Consider the following 18,098-nt stretch of genomic DNA (forward strand, 5'->3'; position numbering starts at 1 on the left):
TTTGGGGTGACGGGGGTGGTTCGTATAGTCGATCTCAAGGCGCTGCCCGCTCGGTAAGCGCCTGTCGCCACGCCATCGCCCGGCGATGCCTCGCCCTTCCCCACCGCCTGCGGAGGCTCCATGCATCAGTCGCTATCGCATCGCGGTCCGCGCAGCGCCTTTGGATCGGCTCACCCGCACCACGCCCTATGCTGAGCACCCAGCGCCTCTCACCGGACAGCGGCTCCGGCACACGTGCGGTGGCGCGTTGCGATGCATTGGGCGTCGCGCCCTACAGCGACACACCCGAGGGACTGTTCCGCGCCTGGCTCAGCCCGGCGCACCGCGCTGCCATCGCGCAGGTGAGCACGTGGATGCGCCAGGCCGGCATGCAGGTGCGCCTGGACGCGGCGGCAAACCTGATCGGCCGCTACGACGGCACGCAGGCCGACGCACCCGCGCTGCTGATCGGCAGCCACCTGGACAGCGTGCGCGATGCCGGCCGCTACGACGGCCCGCTCGGCATCCTGCTCGGCATCGAATGCGTCGCCGCACTGCACGCGCAAGCGCGCCGCTTACCATTCGCCATCGAAGTGATCGCGTTCGGCGACGAAGAAGGCTCGCGCTTTCCGTCCTCGATGTTCTGCAGCCGCGCGGTGGCCGGCACGCTCGACCCGACCACGTTGGCGGTGACCGACGGCGCCGGCATCGACGTCGCCAGCGCGTTGGCAGACTGGGATCTGGACATCGCGCACATCCAGCACGCCGCACGCACGCCGGGCAGCGTGCTGGCGTATCTGGAAACCCATATCGAACAAGGCCCGGTGCTCGAAGCCGACGGCCTGCCAGTGGGCATCGTCACCGCAATCGCCGCGCAACGCCGCTTCGCGCTGCGCTTTGACGGCTGCGCCGGGCATGCCGGCACCACCACGATGGCGCTGCGTCGTGATGCCTTGAGCGCTGCGGCCGAGGCGCTGCTGGCGATCGAGCGCATCGCGCGCGATGGCAGCAACGATCTGGTCGCCACCGTCGGCAAGCTGCAGCTCGCACCCGGCGCCGTCAACGTGGTGCCCGGTCGCGTGGAGTGCACGCTGGACGTGCGCGCCGGCGACGACGCCACCCGCGATGCCGCGGTGCGCGCCATCGAACAGGCACTGGCGCGTATCGGCGCAGCGCGCGGCATCGCCATCGCCATCACCCCGCTGCAAACCCTTGCCGCCAGCCCATGCGCACCGACGCTGATGACCCGGCTCGACCACGCCGTCGCCGCGCAAGGTATCGCCCCTCGGCGGTTGGTCTCCGGTGCCGGCCACGATGCGATGACGATGGCCGCGCTCTGCCCAACCGCAATGCTATTCGTGCGCTGCGCCGGCGGCATCAGCCATCATCCGGACGAACACGTCGACCCGGCCGATGCCGAGGTCGCCCTGGCGGTCATGCGCCATTTCATCGAACACCTGGGAGACCCCCTTGTCACCTGATCTGCGCCACCTGCATACCTTTGGCGAACTCGATCCGCCACAACGCCTGTTGATGGGCCCCGGCCCGGTCAATGCGCATCCGCGCGTGCTGCGTGCGATGGCGGCCGATCTGCTGGGCCAGTTCGACCCGGAAATGACCACCTACATGAACGAGGTGATGGCGCTGTATCGGCCATTGTTCGGCACCGAAAATCGCTGGACGTTTCTGGTCGACGGCACCGCGCGTGCCGGCATCGAAGCGGCGCTGGTATCGCTGGTGCAACCGGGCGACCGCGTGCTGGTGATCAACTTCGGCCGCTTCGGCTTGTTGCTTACCGAAATCCTGCAGCGCCTCGGCGCCGACGTGCACAGCGTGGATGCACCATGGGGCGAGGTGGTGCCGCTGGCCGCCATTGCCGAGGCGATCGAACGGGTGGCGCCCAAACTGGTAGCCACCGTGCACGGCGACACCTCCACCACCATGGCGCAGCCGCTCGATGGCCTGGGCGCACTGTGCCGCGCGGCCGGCGCGCTGAGTTACGTGGATGCCACCGCCACCATCGGCGGCATGGAGATCGCCAGCGACCGCTGGGACGTGGACGTGGTGACCGCCGGCCTGCAGAAATGCCTGGGCGGGCCGTCCGGCTCGGCACCGATCACCGTGTCCGAGCGCGCGGCCGAGGCGATCTTTGCGCGCCGGCATGTCGAACGCGGCATCGTGCGCAACGACATCGTCAACGGCACCGGGCCACGCATCGCGTCGAATTATTTCGACCTGGCGATGATCATGGATTACTGGTCGGACAAGCGCCTCAACCACCATACCGAAGCCACCACCATGTTGTACGGCGCACGCGAATGCGCACGCGTCGCGCTGCAGGAAGGCCTGCATGCACGGTTCGCGCGCCACACCGCCGCCGGCCGTGCGGTGAGCGCCGGCATCACCGCGATGGGCCTGGAGGTGTTCGGCGACGCGGCGCATCGCATGACCAACGTCACCGGCGTGGTGATCCCGGCGGGTATCGACAACGACGCGGTGCGTCGGCGCATGCGCGAGGATTTCGAGATCGAGATCGGCACCGCCTTCGGCCCGCTGCAAGGCAAGATCTGGCGCATCGGCGCGATGGGCTACAACGCGATGAAACACAAGGTGCTGCTCACCCTGGCCGCGCTGGAAGCGGTGCTGCGTGCCGAAGGCTACATCTGCACACCGGGTCTGGCGGTGGAAGCCGCCCTGGCGGCCTGGCATGCGGAGCCGGCTGCGTGAGCGCGGCGCGCGACCTGGTCGGCTACGGCGCCACCCCGCCGGCTGCGCAGTGGCCGGGTGGCGCGCGCATCGCCGTGCAGTTCGTCATCAATTACGAAGAAGGCGCAGAAAACTGCGTGCTCAACGGCGATGCGGGCTCGGAGGCGTTTCTGTCGGAAATGGTCGGTGCACACGCCCAAGCCGGCGCGCGCGCCATGGCCATGGAAAGCCTGTACGAGTACGGCAGCCGCGCCGGGTTCTGGCGGCTGCATCGGCTGTTCACTGCGCGCGCGGTGCCGGTGACCGTGTTCGGCGTGGCGAACGCGCTGGCCGCCAATCCCGACGCGGTGGCCGCGATGCAGGCCGCCGAGTGGGAAATCGCCAGCCACGGGCTGCGCTGGATCGACTACCAACATATCGACGAAGCCACCGAGCGCGCGCATATCGCACAGGCCATTGCGGTGCACACCCGCGTCACCGGCAGCCGTCCGCTGGGCTGGTACCAGGGCCGCACCAGCCCCAACACTGCACGCCTGGTTGCCGAAGAAGGCGGGTTTGTCTACGACGCCGACAGCTATGCCGACGATGTGCCGTATTACGACAGCCGCCACGGGCGAGCGCAGTTGATCGTGCCGTACACGCTGGATGCCAATGACATGAAGTTCGTCGCCTACAACGGGTTTGCCGATGGCGAACCGTTCTTTCGCTATCTGCGCGACAGCTTTGAGCAGTTGCGCAGCGAAGGCGGGCGCATGCTCTCGATCGGTCTGCACGGGCGCATCGTCGGCAAGCCCGCACGCGCGGCCGCACTGGCGCGCTTTGTCGATCACGTGCTGGCCAGCGGCGATGCGTGGGTGGCGCGACGCATCGATATCGCACGCCACTGGCTGCAGGTGCATCCGGCATGAGCATTGTCACTGCCGACATCGATCTGCCCGAGGTGATCGCGCAGGTGACTGCCGCCTTCCACGCTTACGAAAGCGCATTGATGCGCGATGACATCGCCGCGATGGATGCGCTGTTTCATGCAGCGCCCAGCACCGTGCGTTACGGCGTGGGTGAGGTGCTGTACGGCATCGACGCGATCCGCGCGTTTCGCATCGGCCGCGGCGGCTCGCCACAACGCCAGCTTGCGCATGTAGAAGTGCACAGCTATGGCCAGGACTGCGCAACCGCCCATGCGGAATTCGTCCGCGAAGGCAGCAGCGCGCGCGGCCGCCAGAGTCAGAGTTGGGTACGCTTTGCCGATGGCTGGAAAGTGGTGGCCGCGCACGTGTCGCTGCAAGGGACTCACGCATGAGCGTGACCGACGACCGTGTGCTGGACGATGCCGCCTTCGTGGCGCGCTATCGCGAGGTGTTCGAACATTCGCCGTGGGTGGTGGAGCGCGCCGCGCGTCGCCGCCCGTTCGAGGATGTGTATCGCGGCTTGATGCAGGTGGTGTTCGATGCATCGCCGCAAGATCAGGTCGCGTTGATTCGCGCGCACCCGGAGCTGGCCGGCAAGGCGGCCATCGATCGCACGCTCACCGCCGCCTCGGCCGCAGAGCAGGCCTCGGCCGGTCTTGATCGGTTGAGCGAGGACGAATTCACCCGCTTCCGTGCGCTCAATCAGGCCTATCGCCAGCGCTTCGGTTTCCCGTTCGTGATCTGCGTGCGGCTGCACGACAAGGCCGGCATTCTGGCCGCGCTGGAGCGGCGCATGGATGCCTCGCGCGACGCCGAGATCGCCACCGCCCTCGCCGAGATCGGCAAGATCGTCCACTTGCGCCTGGAGGCACTGCCATGAGCCTGGCCCAACTCGAACGCGAGCTCGCCCGCGACCTGCAACGTCTGGCCCACGGCGGCGATGCCTGGGTGCAACCGCGCGTACATCCGGCCGGGCATGTCTACGACGTGGTGATTGTAGGCGCCGGCCAGAGCGGGCTGGGCGCGGCGTTCGCACTGCAACGCGAACGCGTGCACAACGTGCTGGTCATCGACGAAAACCCGGCCGGCCAGGAAGGCCCCTGGGTCACCTACGCGCGGATGCAGACACTGCGCACACCCAAGCAGATCACCTCGATCGACCTGGGCGTGCCGTCGCTGACCTTCCGCGCCTGGTGGGAAGCGCAACACGGCAGCGCGGCCTGGGACACGCTGGACAAGATTCCACGCGCCCGCTGGATGGACTACCTGCGCTGGTACCGCGCGGCGCTGCGGCTACCGGTGCGCAACGCCACGCAGCTGGCACGCGTCGAACCGGAGGTCGCACCCGGCATCCACCGGCTGCATCTGTCGATGGGCGCGCCGCTGTTGACGCGCAAGCTGATCCTGGCCACCGGCATCCAGGGCGGCGGCCAGTGGGTGGTGCCGGACTGGATCGGCCGTGCCCTGCCCAGCCACCGCTACGCACACACCTCCAGCCACATCGACTTCGCCGCGCTTGCCGGCAAGCGCGTGGGCATTCTGGGCGGCGGCGCATCGGCATTCGACAACGCCTGTTTTGCGCTGGACCAAGGCGTCGCCACCGCCGAAGTGTTCGTGCGCCGCAGCGAGCTGCCGCGCATCAACCCGTTCCGCCACATGGAGCAGGCCGGCATCATTCCGCGGTTTCTGACACTGCCCGATGCGGACAAGTACCGGATGATGGCCAGCTTCTTCGCACACAACCAACCGCCCACCAACGACACCTTCCAGCGCGCCTGCGCGCACCCAGGCTTTGCGCTGCACCTGGGCGCGCCATGGCTGGAGGTGGCCGAGCGCGATGGCGCGGTGGTGGTGCGTACCCCGCACGGCGAGCACCGCTTCGATTTCCTGGCCGTCGCCACCGGCCTGGTCACCGACCCGCAGTTGCGCCCGGAACTGGCCGCGCTGTCCGGGCGCATCGCCTGCTGGGCAGACCGTTACCAACCGCCGCCGGGCCAGGCCAACCCGGTGTTGGACGCACACCCGTACCTGGGGCCGGGCTTCGAACTGTTGCCACGCACGCCGGACGACGCTGCAGCGCTGCACGGGCTGTTTGCCTTCAACTATTCGGCGCTGATCAACCACGGCCCGTCGGCCGCCGCGCTATCCGGGCTCAAGGTTGCGTTGCCGCGGCTGGCCCGTGCGGTGGCCGACCAGCTGTTCCTGGACGACCGCCAGGCCATCGTCGACAGCTATCTGGCCTACGACCAACCCGAATTCGTCGGCCAGTGGCCGCAACCGACCCAGGCCGTCGCATGAGCACCCTGTCCACCCATGTGCTGGATACCGCCGCCGGTCGCCCTGCTGCCGGTGTGCCGCTGCGCCTGTTCGCCGGCGACACATTGCAGCTGGAGGCGGTCACCGACCAGGACGGGCGCTGCCCGGCGCTGGCTACCCTGACCCTGCCACCCGGCCGCTACCGGCTGGAATTCGATGTGGCCGGCTACTGGCGCGCCACCGGCACCGCACTGGCAGACCCCCCGTTCCTGGAACAGGTGCCCATCGCCTTCGGCATTGCCGACCACGGCCATTACCATGTGCCGCTGCTGCTGTCGCCGTACGGGTATTCCACCTATCGCGGCAGCTGAGTGGCGCTCAGGCCGACTGCGCTCGCCCGCAAGGCCGGCGCGGTCGATACCGTGGGCCGACGCCTACCGCTCAACCTGCAACTCCCGCGCACCGGCCGCACGCACCCGACAGCGGCTCACGACGGCTGCCCATAACGCCTTGTCAGCCGCTTCCGGGCGGCTTCAGATCGGTAACGGATCGGCGCGACACACGCCGCATTCCACCCCGGCCCCGTAGAATGACGCCTTTCCGGCGACAGGCCGGGGCCCCGGAATTGTCATGATCCACAACGATGTACTGCGCAGCATCCGCTACATGCTCGACCTCAGCGACGACAAGGTGGTGGAAATCACTCACCTGGCCGACCCCGAGTTCGCGCTCGACAAGCCGCAGGTACAGGCCTGGCTGAAGAAGGAAGACGAGCCCGGTTTCGAGCCCTGCACCGATGCGATGCTGGCGCGCTTTCTCGATGGCCTGGTGCTGCGCTTCCGCGGCCGCGACGAAAGTCAGCCGGCCCGCCCGCTGGAAACCCGCGTCGGCAACAACCTGGTGCTGAAGAAACTGCGCGTGGCCTTCGAACTCAAGGACGTGGACATGCACGCCATCTTCGCTGGCGCCGGCTTCCCCCTGTCCAAGCCGGAACTGTCGGCCCTGTTCCGCCAGCCCGGCCACAAGAACTTCCGCCCTTGCGGCGACCAACTGCTGCGCGCCTTCCTCAAAGGCCTGACCGCCCGGGTGCGCGAAGCGGGGTGATGGTTTCAATGCCGATGCTTTCGACGTTCTGTCGATCAGCGTCGCAGCACTGCATCCCTACGCGATGACCGATCGCATACACACGCACACATCATGCGTGTTCGTGCATACGGCGGACTGCCGCCTCTCGCGTGAGAGCACTCCCACGCGAGAGGCCGTTCATCCAGCTATCTTGCCCGTCTGCAGACTCACGCAGCCGCCACCAAGCGCGGCTTGCGTGCATCCAGTCGGAACACCGACACCGCTTCGCTCAGCTCCACGGCCTGTTCTTCCATCGCACGTGCGGCGGCCGAGGCTTCTTCCACCAACGCTGCATTGCGCTGGGTGGTTTCGTCCATGTCGTTGACGGTGCGCGCCACCTGTTCGATGCCCGACGATTGCTCGCGCGAGGCAGCGGAGATCTCGGCGATCAGCGTGGTGACCTGCTGCACCGATTGCACGATGTCCTGCATCGTGCGTCCGGCCTGATCCACGCGTGCGCTCCCGCGCGCCACGCTCTCCACCGATGCATCGATCAACTGCTTGACCTCCTTGGCGGCACCGGCCGAGCGCTGTGCCAGCGCGCGCACTTCGGAGGCCACCACCGCAAAGCCGCGGCCCTGTTCGCCGGCGCGCGCGGCTTCCACCGCCGCGTTCAACGCCAGGATATTGGTCTGGAACGCGATGCCGTCGATGACGCTGATGATCTCGGCGATCTTCTTCGACGACACTTCGATCTCGCCCATGGTATCGACCACGCTGGCGACCATCTCGCCGCCACGGCCGGCGATGTCGGCAGCGGCCTGCGCACCCCGGCTGGCCTGCTGCGCGGTGTCGGAGTTCTGCCGCACGGTAGAGGTGAGCTCTTCCATTGAGGCGGCGGTTTCTTCCAGATTCGCCGCCTGTTGTTCGGTGCGTTGCGCCAGATCGCTATTGCCGGCGGCAATTTCTGCCGAGGCGGTGCGGATGGTCTGCGCGGCCAGCGTGATATCGCCAACGATATCGGTCAGGCGTTGCACGGTGGCGTTGGCATCGTCGCGCATCCGCGCGAACACGCCCTGTTGGTTACCGCGCATGCGCGCGGTCAGATCGCCATCGGCAATCGCCTTGAGCAGCTGCGACAACTCGCCCAGATTCTGGTCTACGTTCTGCATCAGGCCATTGAGGCCCTCGACCATGCCGCGGAATTCGAACTTGTAGGCAGCGGCATTGCCGCGGGTGGCAAAGTCGCCGGCCGCAGCCGCTTCCACCAGGCCGCGAATTTCGCCATTGATGGCCGCCAGGTTGCGCTTGGTGGTGTCCATCGCATCGGTGATCTGCGCCTTTTCGCCCGGCAGGCGCGGCATGTCCACCGACATGTCGCCCACCGCGTAATGCTGCATCACCTGCAGCATGGTGCCGATCAGGCCCACCTGCGCGCCGATCAATCCGTTGGTGTCATCGACCATGCGGCCGTAAGCGCCGGGAAACGCTTGCGCGTCCATGCGGTAGCTCATCTGCCCGGCTTCGTGGCGCTGCGCCATGTCCGCCTGCGCACTGGAGACATCGGTAAGCGTGTTGACCACCTGCCCCATTGCCTGGCCAAGCAGGCCGATTTCATCGCGGTTGCTGACCGCAGCGCGCGCGGACAGATCGCCGGCCGCCACCAGGCGTGCCGCACGCGCGACGTTTTCGATGGGCCGCACGATCGAGCGACGAATCCACCACCCCAACACCACCACCAGACATAACGCCGCGGCAATGGTGGCCAGCGCCGAATACACCAGCATGTGCTGCGCCGATTGCGAACTTGCCAGCACGGCCGCATCGGCCAACGCCTTGCTGCGCGCGACCAACGCCTCCAACGTCTGGCTGGGCGCGCGGTCCTTGCCCTTGACCAGCTGGTCGCCCACCTGGGTGTCGTAACCGGACTCGGCAAACTTGCCCAACGCCGCTTCGTAGCTGACCTGCAGTTCCAGATGCGCCTTGGCAAAGTCCTGCGCCAACGTGCGCGCCTGCGGATCGGCCAGCGCGCCTGCCAGTGAGGTGACCGTGCCCTGCACGCTCTTGCCCTTGTCGCGGAAGGCAGTCAGATGTTTTTCGAGTTGTGCAGGGTCGCGGCCCCGGATCAGCACGTTCTTCCATTCCTGCACCTGCAGGCGGAAATCGCGGGTGAGTTCTTCGCTGGCCGAAGCCTGCGCCACTTCCACCGGCACCTTGCCGGACAGACTCAACCAGGCAGAGCCCAGACCGCCAAGTGCGCATAACAGGATGATCGACAGACCAAGCGCAAGGGCGCCCAGCAGCTTGCTTTGCAGACTGACAAAACGCGGGGACGGGGTGGACATGGTCAATCCAATGACGGGTTCAACCGGGTTATCGACGCCGGCCATGCACTCTGAAGCATGCAAGCCTCCTGCATTTGCATTCGTCGGATCCGCCGCGCAACAACCGAGCGGACGCTGCCTGAGCGGCTAAGTGGCGCACATCTTTGTGCACGCAGGCTCTTGGTCCGCAGCACGTCGCCGGGCAGCAAGCGCTGGCGGCAAGCCCAAGCAGTTGCGTTGCCGACAGGCCACACGCCATTCCCTGACAGGCTTCACCTCGATCCCCGACCATCGCACCGGCGCGAGCAGGCCCGTATCCTTGCCGCGCATGACCGAACCTGCATTCCCCATCGCCGCACTGCTACCGCAGATCCGCGACAGCCTTGCCGCCCATCCGCGTCTGGTGCTCGAAGCCCCGCCCGGCGCCGGCAAGACCACCCAGGTGCCGCTGGCGTTACTGGATGCGCCGTGGCTGGCCGGCCGCAGCATCGTGATGCTGGAACCGCGCCGGGTGGCCGCGCGTAGCGCTGCGCTGTTCATGGCGCGCCAGTTGGGCGAGCCGGTCGGCGAGACGGTGGGCTACCGCATCCGCTTCGAAAACAAGACCTCTGCGCGCACCCGGATCGAAGTGGTCACCGAAGGCATCCTGACCCGGATGATCCAGGACGACCCGATGCTGGAACGCGTGGGCGCGCTGCTGTTCGACGAATTCCACGAACGCCATCTGGCCGGCGACCTCGGCCTGGCATTGGCGCTGGACGTGCAGGCACAGGTGCGCGAGGACCTGCGCATCGTGGCGATGTCGGCCACGTTGGATGGCGAGCGGCTGGCCGGCTTTCTGGATGCGCCGCGCCTGAGCAGTGCCGGGCGCAGTTTTCCGGTGGAGATCGCACATTTCCCCGCGCGCCGCGACGAAGCGCTGGAACCACAGACGCGGCGCGCCGTGGAGCATGCCCTGCTCACCCATCCCGGCGATGTATTGGTGTTTTTGCCCGGCCAACGCGAGATCGCGCGCGTGCAAGGCGCCTTGCAGGACGCGCTGGACCCGGCCATCCAGGTATTGCCGCTGCACGGCGAGTTGTCGGTGGACGCGCAAAGCCAGGTGCTGCAGCCGGATGCGCAGGGCCGCCGCCGCGTGGTGCTGGCCACCAACGTGGCAGAGTCCTCGGTAACCTTGCCCGGCGTGCGCACGGTGATCGACAGCGGCCAGGCGCGCGAGCCGCACTACGACCCCAACAGCGGCTTTTCGCGGCTGGATGTAGCCACTATTTCGCAGGCGTCGGCCGACCAGCGCGCCGGCCGTGCCGGACGCGTGGCCAGCGGCTGGGCGTACCGGCTGTGGCCGCAATCGCAGCGCCTGGAACCGCAACGGCGCGCCGAAATCACCCAGGTGGAACTGGCCGGCCTGGCACTGGAACTGGCCGCCTGGGGCAGCGATGCGCTGCGCTTTGTCGATGCCCCGCCCACCGGCGCGCTGGCGGCCGCGCGCGAATTGCTGCAACGGCTGGGCGCGCTCAGCGACAGCGGCGGCATCACCGCGCTGGGCCGCCGCATGCTGGCGCTGGGCACGCATCCGCGTCTGGCCGCGATGCTGGCGCAGGCCGGCGCTGCATCGCGCCTGGCACTGGCCTGCGACCTGGCCGCGTTGCTGGAAGCGCGCGACCCGCTGCGGCAGGGCGGCGATGGATTGGCCGCACGCTGGCGCGCGTTGGCGGCATTTCGCCAGGGCCGCAGCGCGCCCGATGCCAACCGCGGCGGCCTGGCCGCGATCGACAGTGCCGCCAAACAATGGCGCCGCCGACTGCGCTGCGACACCGCCCCACCCACCAGCGTGGAGGCGCACGCGCTGGGTGACCTGCTCGCGCATGCCTTCCCCGACCGCATCGCCGCACGCCACCCGACCGACCCGTTGCGCTATCTGCTCGCCAACGGCCGCAGCGCGCGTCTGTTCGACCACAGCGACCTGCGCGGCGAACCGTGGCTTGTGGCCAGCGAGCTGCGTTACGAAGCCAAGGACGCCCTGCTGCTGCGCGCTGCGCCCGTGGACGAGGCTTATCTGCGCCGCAGCCTGCCCGAGCGTTTCGTGCAGCAGGACGTGGTGCAGTGGGACGCCGACAAACGCGCCTTGGTCGCGCGCCGGCAATCCAGCTTCGACCGCATCGTGCTCGACAGCCGCCCCGCCGGCCGCGTCGATCCAGCCCAGGCCGCCGGCGCCCTGACCGAGGCGGTGCGTCAGCTCGGCCTGGATGCCCTGCCCTGGACCGAGACCCTGCAGCAATGGCGCGCGCGCGTGCTGTCGCTGCGGGTGTGGATGCCCGAGCTGGAGCTGCCCGATCTCTCCGATACCGCATTGCTTGCCTCGTTGGACCGTTGGCTACGCCCGGCCTTCGCCGGCAAGACCCGGCTCGACGCGCTGGATGAGTCCAGCCTGGGCGAGGCGCTCAAAGCCGCACTGCCGTGGGAACGCCGCCAGGCCATCGACCGCCACGCTCCCACCCGCATCAACGTGCCGTCGGGCATGGAACGCCAGATCAGCTACGCACTCGACCACACCCAGCAACCGCTGCCGCCGGTGCTGGCGGTCAAACTGCAGGAACTGTTCGGCCTGGCCGAAACCCCGCGCATTGCCGATGGCCGCATCCCGCTGACCCTGCACCTGCTGTCGCCCGGCGGCCGCCCACTGCAGGTCACGCAGGATCTGAAAAGCTTCTGGGCCAACACCTATCCGGACGTCAAAAAAGAAATGAAGGGCCGGTATCCCAGACACCCATGGCCAGACGACCCCTGGACAGCTGCCGCAACCCATCGCGCAAAACCGCGCGGCACCTGACCCGCCATGCTGTAGCCCCTCTCCCGCCCGGAGAGCGGTTGGGGTGAGGGGACGGCCGCGCATTGATCGTGCAATGCGATGCGGCATCTCTTTTGAACGCAGGCAACAACGCTTTTTAACCGTTAGCCAAACGGCGCTTACTGCCGCTAACGCCGCCTATACGCCATTGGCCACAGACTGCAGGCCACGTACTCGGAAAGGAAACGCCTTCAATGAGCAAGCTGACTGTGATCACCGAACGCGCCCTGGAGCGTGCCCTGGAACTGGCCGGCACCGCCGGCGACCAACTGCGTCATGCCGCATCCACTGCGGGCGACCAGGCACGTAGCGCCGGCAGCAGCCTGCGTCATTTCGGTCCGGGTGCCAGCGAATGGCTGAAGACCGGCGTGGCCCTGGGCGCAGTGCGCAGCGGCGGCAAGGCAGCCAGCAAGCTGGTCAAGCGCAACCCGGCCATCACCGTAGCGGCTGCTGTTGCCGGCCTCGGCCTGATCGGCTATGCGGTGTATCGCAAGCGCCAGCGCGATCAGCAGGTGCTGGGTGGCAACGTGCATCGTCTGGATCGCGAACACGCCAGCAATGCCAACGCACGTCGCGCCGCCTACCAGCGCCGCGCTGCAGTGACCCCGAGCGACGGCGTCGAATAAGACACCGAGTCCGCCGAACAGGCGGATTGCACGCCACAACGCCACGGCCTCGCGCCGTGGCGTTGTCGTTTGTGGGCAGGCATTGCACAGCGCTGTGTGGCACGCAGCCGCACAGCACCCCACTGCGTTGCCGGATCGCTACGCCGCTTTAGAGAGCAGCTAAGCAAACGACGACGCGCACCGTCAGGCGGGCGCGGCCTGTGCTCGGTGCTCGGTGCAGCGTGGACTACCCGTACACTTAGACGCCGGATACGAATGCGGCATCCACACCCACGTAAGAGCTGCTCGCTACGTGTCGTCAGCCGCTCCTTGAACGAGGCATGCAATCGCCGCAGTTCGATCGCATCACTGGCGATTGCAGCCATCGCGCCATTGAGGTGATCGCAACACCCTAGCGCTATCTGCGCGACCCACGCCCCTGTCGCGGGCCAGGCGTGTCATCCACACGCCACTGCCCAGGCGCGAGCGCATCCAGTCTCCAGTCGCCGATCGCCACCCGCACCAAACGCAAGGTGGGCAGACCGACCGATGCGGTCATCCGACGCACCTGACGGTTGCGGCCTTCGGTGATCTGCAGTTCCAGCCAGGCATCGGGCACGGTCTTGCGCACACGCACAGGCGGATTGCGCGGCCACAGCTCCGGCGCGGGGTCGAGCGTGCGCACCGCTGCCGGCCGGGTCGGGCCATCGTTGAGCAGCACGCCATCGCGCAAGGCCTGCAGCTGTGCTTCCTGCGGCTCGCCTTCCACCTGCACCCAGTACGTTTTGGGCTGTTTGTGCCGTGGGTCGGTGAGCCGATGCGCCAGTGCGCCATCGTCGGTGAGCAACAACAGCCCTTCGCTGTCGTGGTCCAGGCGGCCCGCCGCGTACACGTCCGGCGGCAGGCCGAACTCGGCCAGCGTGCGCTTGGGCGGCTGCGAGCGGTCGCTGAATTGCGACAGCACGCCATAGGGTTTGTTCAACAGCACCAACATGGACAGACCTGTTGCAGGAGAGCGCTGCGCGCAGCGATCGCCGCGCGTGGCTGTATGACGTAAGCAAGATGCGCGCCGCCAGCAGCGCGGTCGCTGGCATGCGGCATCCCGTGAGAACAACGGAAACTTCGGGTGCGCAGGTCACACCATGGTCAAACGCCGCTGTCCGCCACGCATCGCAGATCCCGTCTCGACGCACTCGCAACGCACATGCACTGCGTTCTTGCGCCGGCTGTCATACACACCCAACCGCACGCCACATGACCGCCGTCATGTGCAGCAACCACTGCATGCCGGCCGCATCTGCGCCGGCATGCAGACACGTGCTTACTGTTTGACGAACTTCAACGTCATGCGGTCGCTCTCGCCGATCGCCTTGTACTTGGCATCGTCGGCCTTGTCGTGGCTGTTGCTCGGCGGCAGCGTCCACACACCGCCCGGGTAATCCTTGGTATCGCGCGGATTGGCGTTGAGCTCACTTTTGCCTGCCAACTTGAAGCCCGCCGCTTCGGCCATCGCGATCACCTGCGCCTGACCGACATAGCCGCTCTTGTCGTCGGCCGGCACGTCGGTCTTGGCGCGGTGCTCGACCACGCCCAGCACGCCGCCGGGCTTGAGCACCTTGTAGAAGCCGGCGAACATCGCCTCGGCACTGCCAGCCATGCGCCAGTTGTGCACGTTACGGAAGGTCAGCACCAGGTCGGCCGAGTTGTCCACGCCGAACGACGGCGACTTGGGCACATACGACACGAACGACGGCTTGCCATACACCTCGGGCTTGGCCTTGAACTTCTTTTCCAGCTCGTCGCGCGCACGCTGGGCGTAATCGCGGTTACGGCCTTCGGATGCCGACGCAGGGTCGACCACCGCCGCCACGTACTTGCCCTTCTCGCGCAAGTAAGGCGACAGGATTTCCGAATACCAGCCGCCGCCGGGCGTGATCTCGATGACGGTCTGGGTCGGCTTGATACCGAAGAACGCCAGCGTCTGGCCCGGGTGACGGTACTGATCGCGCTGCACGTACACACGGTCGCGCCAGTTGCCATTGATGGCCGCCTGCAACGCGGCATCGGGCGCCGGCAGGCTCGCGCTGTCGGCCGGCTTCATGGCCATCGCCAGGGGCGCACTCATCGCCACCATGACACTCATCACACACGCACAGGCCAGCTTGTTGCGGATCATCGCAGCGCCCTCTTCCGGGTAAAAGTAGCGCGAGCCTAGCACGCGGCCCGGGGCCTGCCATGTGCCCGAATCGCAATGCTCAGCGGTGGTTCGCATCGCTGTGCATCCGCGAGATGTTCATATCCTGTGAGCCGATGCACACGATCGGCGGAACGCTGAATCCACATCGATGTCACACGCATGATCGGTGCGCATGACTATCCTGTCGGCAGTTCGCATCAGGAGCTTCCACGATGACTCACCCCCGCGCACTGGGCCGCTCCGGCCTGCAGGTTCAACCGATCGTCTTCGGCGGCAATGTGTTCGGCTGGAGCGCCGATGAGGCGACCTCGTTCGCCTTGCTGGATGCTTTCGTCGATGCCGGCTTCAATCTGATCGACACCGCCGATGCGTATTCGGGCTGGGTGCCGGGCAATCGCGGCGGCGAATCGGAAACCATCATCGGGCGTTGGCTTGCACGCAGCGGCAAGCGCGACAAGGTGCTGATTGCGACCAAGGTCGCCAAGTGGAGCGAGCATCCCGGCCTGTCGCCGGAGAACATCGCAGCGGCGGTGGAAGATTCGCTGACGCGTCTGCAGACCGATGTGATCGACCTGTACCAGGCGCACGAAGACGATGAGTCGATTCCGCTGGAAGCCACGCTGGCCGCGTTCGGCCGCTTGATCGAACAAGGCAAGGTGCGCGCGATCGGCGCGTCCAATTACAGCGCGTCGCGCCTGCGCGATGCGCTGGATATCTCCGAGCAATACACGCTGCCGCGCTACGAAAGCCTGCAGCCCGAATACAACCTCTACGACCGCGCCGGCTATGAAGCCGAGCTGGAACCGCTGGTGCGCGAGCGCGAGCTCGGCGTGATCAGTTACTACTCGCTGGCCAGCGGCTTTCTGACCGGCAAGTACCGCAGTGCCGACGATGCCGGCAAGAGCAGCGCGCGTGGCGCCTCGGTGGTCAAGCAATACGTCAACCCGCGTGGCCTGCGCATTCTGCAGGCGCTGGACGACCTGGCCGCGACCCACAACGCCACGCCGGCACAGATCGCGCTGGCCTGGTTGATCGCACGCCCCGGCCTCACCGCGCCAATCGTCAGCGCCACCAGCGTGACCCAGCTGCACGATGTGCTGGCTGCGGCGCAGCTGTCGCTGAGCGCCGAGCAGATTGCGCAACTGGATGGCGCAAGCGCGCCGGAACCGGCTGCAGCGTAACGCCGCAACAGCGCAGCATCTACCTGTTCATTCACTCGCACGGCGACTTCTGTCGCTGTGTTCCCTCGGCCGCGCACGCGCGGCTCCCCTGCGAGGATCTTCCGCATGACATCGATCACCAACCGCCGCATCGTGCTGGCGTCGCGCCCGCACGGCGAACCCAACGCAGACAACTTCCGCATCGAAGAAGTCGCCCTGCCGCCCACCGGACACGACCAGATTCTGGTGCGCAACCGCTTCCTGTCGCTCGACCCGTACATGCGTGGCCGCATGGACGATGGCCCGTCGTATGCGGCGCCCGTGGCCATCGATGCGGTGATGGAAGGCGGCACCATCGGCGAAGTCGTCGAGTCGCATCATGCCGACTATCAGCCCGGCGACCTGCTGGTGCTCTCCGGCGGTTGGCAGACCTATAGCCTGCTCACCCCGACAACGCCGCTGCGCAAACTGCCCAAGGACGACAGCCTGCCGCTGAGCACCGCGCTAGGCGTCTACGGCATGCCCGGCTTTACCGCCTACGCCGGCCTGCACGAGATCGGCAAGCCGCAGCCCGGCGAAACGCTGGTGGTGGCCGCCGCCAGTGGGCCGGTCGGCGCCACCGTGGCGCAGTTGGCGCGCCTGCAAGGCTTGCGCGTGGTGGGCATTGCCGGTGGCGCAGAAAAAGTGCGCTACCTGCGTGAGTCGTTGCAGGTGGATGTGGCGCTGGATCATCGCGCCGACGACTTTGCTGCGCAGTTGCGCGCCGCCACGCCCGACGGCATCGATATCTATTTCGAAAATGTCGGCGGCAAGGTGTTCGATGCGGTGCTGCCGCAACTCAACGACTTTGCGCGCATTCCGGTGTGCGGCGTGATCGCCACCTACAACAGCCGTGGGCAGGCACTGCCTGGGCCCGATCGCCTGCCGGACTTCATGGGCCATGTGCTGCGCAAGCGACTGACCGTGCGCGGTTTCATCCAGCACGATTTCATCCGCCTGATGCCGGCATTTCTGCGCGAAATGGGCCAGTGGCTGCGCGAAGGCCGCATCCAGTATCGCGAGCATGTGCTGCATGGCCTGGATGCCGCACCGCAGGGGCTGATCAGCCTGTTGCGCGGCGAAAACTTCGGCAAAGCGGTCGTCGCACTCGACTGACCAATGCGCAGCGCTCTACCGGCTCTTACGATTCCCCATTCCCCATTCCCCATTCCCCATTCCCCATTCCAAAAGGAACACAATGACTGTCCCCGCATTCGGCCTCGGCACTTTCCGTCTCAAAGATCAGGTCGTTATCGACTCGGTGCGCAACGCGTTGGCGTTGGGATATCGCGCCGTCGATACCGCACAGATCTACGACAACGAAGCGCAGGTTGGCCAGGCGATCACTGCCTCGGGCGTGCCGCGCGACCAACTGTATGTGACCACTAAAATCTGGGTCGACAAGTTCGGCCGCGATGCGCTGCTGCCGAGTCTGCAGGAGAGCCTGCGCAAACTCGGCACCGAGTATGTCGACCTCACCCTGATCCACTGGCCGTCGCCGAAGGATCAGGTACCGATGCGCGAATATTTGGAAGCCTTGGCGGACGCCAAGCAGCAGGGCCTGACGCGTGCGATTGGCGTGTCCAACTTCACCATTGCCCTGGTCAAGCAGGCGATCGAGATCCTGGGCGCCGAGGCGATTGCCACCAATCAGATCGAGGTGCACCCGTACCTGCAAAATCGCGCGTTGATTGCATTCCTGCGCGAACAGGGGATCCACGTGACGTCCTACATGACGTTGGCGGTGGGCGAGGTACTGAAGGATCCGGCAATCCTGGCCATTGCCGCGCGCCACGACGCCACCCCGGCGCAAGTCACGCTGGCGTGGGCACTGCAGCAGGGATATTCGGTGATTCCGTCATCGACCAAACGGGCGAATCTGGAAAGCAATCTCAAGGCACAGGACCTGCGCCTGAGCGAGCAGGACATGGGCGAAATCGCCGCACTCGACCGCGGGCAGCGGCTAGCCAACCCGCACGCCATCGCACCCGACTGGGACTGATGGTGCACC

Annotated in this window: 16 protein-coding genes; 13 read left to right on the forward strand and 3 right to left on the reverse strand. The window is 66.9% G+C overall.

Translation table 11 applies throughout. The features are described 5' to 3' along the window. Positions 1 to 188: 188 nt before the first annotated feature. From ABQZ00_RS19280 to ABQZ00_RS19315, 8 genes are all read left to right on the forward strand, one after another. Positions 189 to 1,460, forward strand: coding sequence for an allantoate amidohydrolase (locus tag ABQZ00_RS19280; protein WP_323538453.1), 1,272 nt, complete (start codon positions 189 to 191; stop codon positions 1,458 to 1,460). Further along, positions 1,450 to 2,706, forward strand: a complete 1,257-nt coding sequence (locus tag ABQZ00_RS19285; protein ID WP_323538452.1) for a pyridoxal-phosphate-dependent aminotransferase family protein — start codon at positions 1,450 to 1,452, stop codon at positions 2,704 to 2,706. Before ABQZ00_RS19280 ends, ABQZ00_RS19285 begins: the two co-directional genes overlap by 11 nt. Further along, positions 2,703 to 3,593 carry an allantoinase PuuE gene (gene puuE, locus ABQZ00_RS19290; protein WP_323538451.1) on the forward strand — a complete coding sequence of 297 codons (891 nt, stop codon included), beginning with the start codon at positions 2,703 to 2,705 and terminating at the stop codon, positions 3,591 to 3,593. The genes ABQZ00_RS19285 and puuE overlap by 4 nt, the downstream gene beginning before the upstream one ends. Then, the gene (gene hpxZ, locus ABQZ00_RS19295; RefSeq protein WP_323517898.1) at positions 3,590 to 3,985 is read left to right on the forward strand and encodes an oxalurate catabolism protein HpxZ; all 396 of its coding nucleotides are present in this window, start codon (positions 3,590 to 3,592) and stop codon (positions 3,983 to 3,985) included. The genes puuE and hpxZ overlap by 4 nt, the downstream gene beginning before the upstream one ends. After that, positions 3,982 to 4,473, forward strand: a complete 492-nt coding sequence (gene uraD, locus ABQZ00_RS19300) for a 2-oxo-4-hydroxy-4-carboxy-5-ureidoimidazoline decarboxylase (RefSeq protein ID WP_323538450.1) — start codon at positions 3,982 to 3,984, stop codon at positions 4,471 to 4,473. The genes hpxZ and uraD overlap by 4 nt, the downstream gene beginning before the upstream one ends. After that, positions 4,470 to 5,891, forward strand: coding sequence for an FAD-dependent urate hydroxylase HpyO (hpyO, locus tag ABQZ00_RS19305; protein WP_323538449.1), 1,422 nt, complete (start codon positions 4,470 to 4,472; stop codon positions 5,889 to 5,891). Before uraD ends, hpyO begins: the two co-directional genes overlap by 4 nt. Beyond that, entirely contained in the window at positions 5,888 to 6,220 is a 333-nt protein-coding gene (gene uraH / locus ABQZ00_RS19310) for a hydroxyisourate hydrolase (protein WP_323538448.1), read from the forward strand. The genes hpyO and uraH overlap by 4 nt, the downstream gene beginning before the upstream one ends. A 259-nt stretch (positions 6,221 to 6,479) precedes the next feature. Then, complete coding sequence (locus tag ABQZ00_RS19315) at positions 6,480 to 6,953, forward strand: YehS family protein (RefSeq protein WP_055853578.1); 474 nt, start codon at positions 6,480 to 6,482, stop codon at positions 6,951 to 6,953. A 188-nt stretch (positions 6,954 to 7,141) separates the two neighbouring features. Here the strand turns inward: ABQZ00_RS19315 and ABQZ00_RS19320 are convergent, their stop codons facing one another. Beyond that, positions 7,142 to 9,259 (reverse strand): methyl-accepting chemotaxis protein, encoded by a 2,118-nt coding sequence (locus ABQZ00_RS19320; protein WP_323538447.1) that lies wholly within the window; start codon positions 9,257 to 9,259, stop codon positions 7,142 to 7,144. A gap of 307 nt (positions 9,260 to 9,566) precedes the next feature. On the opposite strand from ABQZ00_RS19320, the gene hrpB reads away from it, so the two are divergent. After that, positions 9,567 to 12,068: an ATP-dependent helicase HrpB gene (gene hrpB, locus ABQZ00_RS19325; RefSeq protein WP_323538446.1), complete on the forward strand. Its 2,502-nt coding sequence runs from the start codon at positions 9,567 to 9,569 to the stop codon at positions 12,066 to 12,068. A gap of 212 nt (positions 12,069 to 12,280) precedes the next feature. Further along, positions 12,281 to 12,712, forward strand: coding sequence for a hypothetical protein (locus tag ABQZ00_RS19330; RefSeq protein WP_055853585.1), 432 nt, complete (start codon positions 12,281 to 12,283; stop codon positions 12,710 to 12,712). Positions 12,713 to 13,109: 397 nt separating this feature from the next. Here the strand turns inward: ABQZ00_RS19330 and ABQZ00_RS19335 are convergent, their stop codons facing one another. Both ABQZ00_RS19335 and ABQZ00_RS19340 read right to left on the reverse strand, forming a co-directional pair. Beyond that, positions 13,110 to 13,685 (reverse strand): pseudouridine synthase, encoded by a 576-nt coding sequence (locus ABQZ00_RS19335; RefSeq protein ID WP_323538445.1) that lies wholly within the window; start codon positions 13,683 to 13,685, stop codon positions 13,110 to 13,112. A 327-nt stretch (positions 13,686 to 14,012) separates the two neighbouring features. Continuing rightward, the gene (locus ABQZ00_RS19340) at positions 14,013 to 14,867 is read right to left on the reverse strand and encodes a class I SAM-dependent methyltransferase (RefSeq protein WP_055853969.1); all 855 of its coding nucleotides are present in this window, start codon (positions 14,865 to 14,867) and stop codon (positions 14,013 to 14,015) included. A gap of 233 nt (positions 14,868 to 15,100) precedes the next feature. On the opposite strand from ABQZ00_RS19340, the gene ABQZ00_RS19345 reads away from it, so the two are divergent. The 3 genes from ABQZ00_RS19345 to dkgB all read left to right on the forward strand — a co-directional run bounded on the left by ABQZ00_RS19345 (position 15,101) and on the right by dkgB (position 18,089). Beyond that, complete coding sequence (locus tag ABQZ00_RS19345; RefSeq protein WP_323538444.1) at positions 15,101 to 16,069, forward strand: aldo/keto reductase; 969 nt, start codon at positions 15,101 to 15,103, stop codon at positions 16,067 to 16,069. Positions 16,070 to 16,174: 105 nt separating this feature from the next. Further along, positions 16,175 to 17,203 (forward strand): NADPH-dependent curcumin/dihydrocurcumin reductase, encoded by a 1,029-nt coding sequence (gene curA, locus ABQZ00_RS19350; protein WP_323538443.1) that lies wholly within the window; start codon positions 16,175 to 16,177, stop codon positions 17,201 to 17,203. A gap of 82 nt (positions 17,204 to 17,285) precedes the next feature. Next, positions 17,286 to 18,089, forward strand: a complete 804-nt coding sequence (gene dkgB, locus ABQZ00_RS19355; RefSeq protein ID WP_055853595.1) for a 2,5-didehydrogluconate reductase DkgB — start codon at positions 17,286 to 17,288, stop codon at positions 18,087 to 18,089. Positions 18,090 to 18,098: the final 9 nt, after the last annotated feature.

Origin of the sequence: Xanthomonas sp. WHRI 10204, from assembly GCF_040202875.1 — a bacterium.
Taxonomy (GTDB): Bacteria; Pseudomonadota; Gammaproteobacteria; order Xanthomonadales; family Xanthomonadaceae; genus Xanthomonas.

Excerpts from the sequence above, each read along its gene's own strand:
- ABQZ00_RS19280 (WP_323538453.1), top strand. The coding sequence starts at position 189 with ATGCTGAGCACCCAGCGCCTCTCACCGGACAGCGGCTCCGGCACACGT.
- hpxZ (WP_323517898.1), top strand. The coding sequence starts at position 3,590 with ATGAGCATTGTCACTGCCGACATCGATCTGCCCGAGGTGATCGCGCAG.
- uraD (WP_323538450.1), top strand. The coding sequence starts at position 3,982 with ATGAGCGTGACCGACGACCGTGTGCTGGACGATGCCGCCTTCGTGGCG.
- hpyO (WP_323538449.1), top strand. The coding sequence starts at position 4,470 with ATGAGCCTGGCCCAACTCGAACGCGAGCTCGCCCGCGACCTGCAACGT.
- uraH (WP_323538448.1), top strand. The coding sequence starts at position 5,888 with ATGAGCACCCTGTCCACCCATGTGCTGGATACCGCCGCCGGTCGCCCT.
- ABQZ00_RS19315 (WP_055853578.1), top strand. The coding sequence starts at position 6,480 with ATGATCCACAACGATGTACTGCGCAGCATCCGCTACATGCTCGACCTC.
- ABQZ00_RS19320 (WP_323538447.1), bottom strand. The coding sequence starts at position 9,259 with ATGTCCACCCCGTCCCCGCGTTTTGTCAGTCTGCAAAGCAAGCTGCTG.
- hrpB (WP_323538446.1), top strand. The coding sequence starts at position 9,567 with ATGACCGAACCTGCATTCCCCATCGCCGCACTGCTACCGCAGATCCGC.
- ABQZ00_RS19330 (WP_055853585.1), top strand. The coding sequence starts at position 12,281 with ATGAGCAAGCTGACTGTGATCACCGAACGCGCCCTGGAGCGTGCCCTG.
- ABQZ00_RS19335 (WP_323538445.1), bottom strand. The coding sequence starts at position 13,685 with ATGTTGGTGCTGTTGAACAAACCCTATGGCGTGCTGTCGCAATTCAGC.
- ABQZ00_RS19340 (WP_055853969.1), bottom strand. The coding sequence starts at position 14,867 with ATGATCCGCAACAAGCTGGCCTGTGCGTGTGTGATGAGTGTCATGGTG.
- ABQZ00_RS19345 (WP_323538444.1), top strand. The coding sequence starts at position 15,101 with ATGACTCACCCCCGCGCACTGGGCCGCTCCGGCCTGCAGGTTCAACCG.
- curA (WP_323538443.1), top strand. The coding sequence starts at position 16,175 with ATGACATCGATCACCAACCGCCGCATCGTGCTGGCGTCGCGCCCGCAC.
- dkgB (WP_055853595.1), top strand. The coding sequence starts at position 17,286 with ATGACTGTCCCCGCATTCGGCCTCGGCACTTTCCGTCTCAAAGATCAG.